This window comes from Sulfurimonas sp. (assembly GCF_027056685.1).
GTDB lineage: Bacteria > Campylobacterota > Campylobacteria > Campylobacterales > Sulfurimonadaceae > Sulfurimonas.
In genome coordinates this window covers 1-3,751 of record NZ_JALUKE010000113.1, presented here as the reverse complement: position 1 = coordinate 3,751, position 3,751 = coordinate 1, and the positions used below count along the sequence as shown (strand labels likewise).

3 protein-coding genes are annotated in these 3,751 nt (G+C 34.3%); all 3 read left to right on the top strand.

The window, feature by feature from the left end; translation table 11 throughout:
* Window positions 1–236: gamma-glutamyl-gamma-aminobutyrate hydrolase family protein (locus MVY38_RS04940; RefSeq protein ID WP_297484047.1), on the top strand; the 236-nt coding region annotated here is incomplete at its 5' end.
* On the top strand, window positions 226–1,818 hold the full coding sequence (recJ, locus tag MVY38_RS04935; RefSeq protein WP_297484046.1) for a single-stranded-DNA-specific exonuclease RecJ: 1,593 nt from the start codon (window positions 226–228) through the stop codon (window positions 1,816–1,818). The genes MVY38_RS04940 and recJ, both read left to right, overlap by 11 nt.
* Window positions 1,819–1,832: 14 nt before the next feature.
* Window positions 1,833–3,751: WD40 repeat domain-containing protein (locus MVY38_RS04930; protein WP_297484045.1), on the top strand; the 1,919-nt coding region annotated here is incomplete at its 3' end.

The following is a 3,751-nucleotide window of genomic DNA, read 5'->3' as shown; positions in this document are numbered from 1 at the left end:
AAACAATTTTTGAAAGACATCGCCATCGTTATGAAGCAAATCCAGCATACAGACAACAACTTGAAGAGGCTGGTATGATTGTAACAGGTGAATCAAATGGACTTATTGAAACTGTTGAAATTCAAGGACATCCTTGGTTTTTAGGAGTACAGTTTCATCCAGAATTTACTTCTCGCTTACAAACTCCAAACCCTTCAATAGTTGCATTTGTAAACGCTAGTTTGAATGCTGAATAAAGTAAAACAACTCAGTAAAGCAGACCTTTTTGAACTTCTCTCAAATAGGTTCGATACTGAAGAGGTAAAACTCTCCCAAATTCCAAATCCTGCACTCCTTTTAAACGCAACAAAAGCAGCAAAAAAGATTGCTCATGCAATACAAAATAACAAACGCATAACACTTGTTGGTGATTATGATGTAGATGGCGTAAGTTCCACTGCCATTATGGTGGATTTTTTTAGACAAATTCCTTACCCTCTTGAAGCCATCATTCCCAATAGATTTCGTGATGGTTATGGAGTAAGTCCAACTGTGCTTGAGAGAGTAGAAACTGATTTAATCATTACCGTCGATAACGGCATCTCTGCTATTGCTGCAGCTGAAGTTTGTAAAGAGAGAGGCATTGACCTAATAATTACAGATCACCATACCCCCTCACAAAATCTTCCAGATGCATTCACCATAGTTGATCCAAAACTCCCAGAAGATAGCTATCCATTTCAAGAGATTTGTGGTGCAGAAGTAGCGTGGTTACTCTTAGGATTAGTAAAAAAAGAGTTACAACTCAACATCAATATGAAACAGTTTTTAGATATTTTAGCGATTGCTATCATTGCAGATATTATGCCACTTGTAAATATGAATAGAACGCTTGTCAAAGAGGGTCTAAAATTGATGATGCACTCAAAAAGACCTGCATCTATCATTATCCACGACTTTTTAAACAAATCAAATATTACAAGTGAAGATATTGCCTTTCAAATTGCGCCGCGAATTAACTCTGCAGGACGACTTGAAGATGCCTCTATTGCACTTGAATTTTTCACAGCAAAAGATACCCATACTGCCTATAAACAATTTGAACTTTTAAATCAACTCAATGAACTGCGAAAAGAGACAGAAGCACAAACAACAAAAGAAGCAATGCTGAGTGTTCATGAAGATGATAAAATAATTGTAGTAGCAGGAGAGGGGTGGCATGAGGGTGTTGTTGGCATTGTTGCTGCACGCCTTGTCGATAAATTTGCTCGTCCAGCTATTGTGCTTAGTATAGATAAAGAGATAGCCAAAGGAAGTGCTAGAAGTATCGGTGATGTCAGTATTTATGAGCTTATCAAAGAAAATGAAGAGCTCTTAATGAAGTTTGGTGGTCATAAAATGGCTGCTGGATTAGGACTTGATGTTAGCAATATCGCTGCGTTTAGAGAGGCGATAAACAAAAGTGCTAAAAAAATTCCAGCAGAAGACTTTATACCAAAAGAACAAATTAGCGGTATTTTAGATAGTGAAGATTTAGATATGGAACTCTTGGGACTACTAGAGCAGTTTGAACCTTATGGGGAAGCAAATACAAGACCTACATTTTTAATGAAAGATGCCGAAGTAGTGAGTATAAAACTAATGGGTGCAGACAAATCACACTCAAGAATTGAAATAAGGCAATACCCACATCAAAGAAAAACAGTAGAACTTGTTGCGTTTAGAAGAGTTTATGAGATGCCCACAGATAGAAAAATAACATGCAGTTACAGTGTTGCAAAAAATGAGTTTAACTCTAAAATATCTCTACAGCTCTTAATAAATAAGATATTTGAGTAAAAAAGGTAGAGATAATGGATGATTTAGCACAATATAATGCTATTTTCAAGCTAATTGACTTTACTCTGTTACAGACTCATCTTACTGCGTTTAGCCTAGAAAAAGAGCTACTCGCCATTGCAAATGATGAGACAATCTACATCTACGATACAAAAACAAAAAATCAACTCTATCGTATAAAAAGCCATGATGGAGCAATAAATAAACTTTTTTTTCTTCCTGATTCTCAACATATTCTTACTGCTACAAGCAGTGGTAGAGTCATTATCTACAACTATAAAGATGCACGCTACAATGTCCGAATATTTTCTTGGATAAAAAAATATAAAACCCAGCTACCAACAAGGATGTCTGCCTTTGCATTTAAAAGAGAACTCCTTGCTATAGGAACTTCAGATGGGAAAGTAAGGCTTATAAACCTTGGCAGTTACTCTATAGTAAAAGAGATAAACGCTACAAACGCAGCCATAGCCACACTCTGCTTTACAGACACAGAGAAATTAATAATAGCCGATGCACATGGTGAAATTTTTATCTATGATTTACAGAAGTTAGATAAACTTCAATCTGTTGTCACTCATTTAAGTTATACCAAACAACTGCTACATATTCCAAAAAGTGATTTTCTTCTTATCCATTCAAATCAGGATTTTATTACACTTTTTAATCTTAAAACGCATAAAATAGTACGCAATGAATACCTGAAATTTCATACAAATATATCTCATATGGCAATGAGTAAAGAGGGTAATCTTCTTGTCGTACTAGAAAATCGTGAAATTCTCCATATAACCCTCCAAAATGAAAAAAATCTAAAATCTCTTCTTTTACATAACATGATGCACGAAGCCTATGCCCTTGTTGCAAATAATCCACAGCTTTTAGATTCTAAAGAGTATAAAAAACTAGAAAAGATTTATAAGATAAAGTATTTAAATGCAGTCAATACTCTGCAACACTCAGATACAAAAAAAGCCCAACATATTCTTGAAAACTGTTCAAAAATCCAATCTAAGAAAGAGGATATAGAGCTACTTTTTGAGGCATATAGGTATTATGAAAGGTTTCAAACCCTCTGTATGCAAAAATTATATGCCCCTGCTTATGCTTTAAGTGAAAAATATCCACCTCTACAATACTCAAAAGAGTACAAAGAGATGGAAAAAGGGTATAAACGAGCATATAAAAATGCTCAAAAACAGATACTTTTAATGGATACTCAAAAGGCGAAAGAGTTGCTACTTCCTTATCTAGGTGTTGTATTAAAAAAAGAGAGTATAAATCTTATTCTTAAAGATAATAAAGATTTTTTATCCTTTTTAGATGCCCTTAAACAGCTGCAATACCATGATATAAAAAAGCTTTTAGCACTACATCCAAATTTTTCACAACTTCCTCCATATAAAGCATTTTTAGCTAAACTTGATGCAACTTTGAGCAATATAAACTCTGCACTAAACGCAGCTGCTATCCAAAAAGCTACGGAAATGATGCAAAGTATCAAAGGTATATCACTCATAAAAGCAGAACTGAAGTTTCTTGAACACAAAGCAGAAGTGATTGAAATACTTATGCAAAGCTACCAAGAGAGTGAATTTAAAAAGTGTTACGAAATTATAGATGAGTATCCGCAAATGTTTGTTGAGCTAAAGCTTGCAAAAATGCTCGAAAAACATTGGAGCAAACTTATGCAAAAGTGTGAAAAATATGCTCTCTATGGAAATATAAAAGGGGTAAAAAAGACACTCAAAGAGTTGATTTCAGTAAAAAGCAGAACAAAAAGGGTAGGGGAGCTTTTACGACTTACTTTTATTGTAGCTATTGATGATTTCATAAGCCAAAAAAAGTTTAATAGTGCAGAGAATTTCATCTACTCTTATATTGATATTTTTGGTCTTGATAGTAACTTACAAAGGGTTATGAAAGAGTATGA

Excerpts from the sequence above, each read along its gene's own strand:
- recJ (WP_297484046.1), top strand. The coding sequence starts at position 226 with ATGCTGAATAAAGTAAAACAACTCAGTAAAGCAGACCTTTTTGAACTT.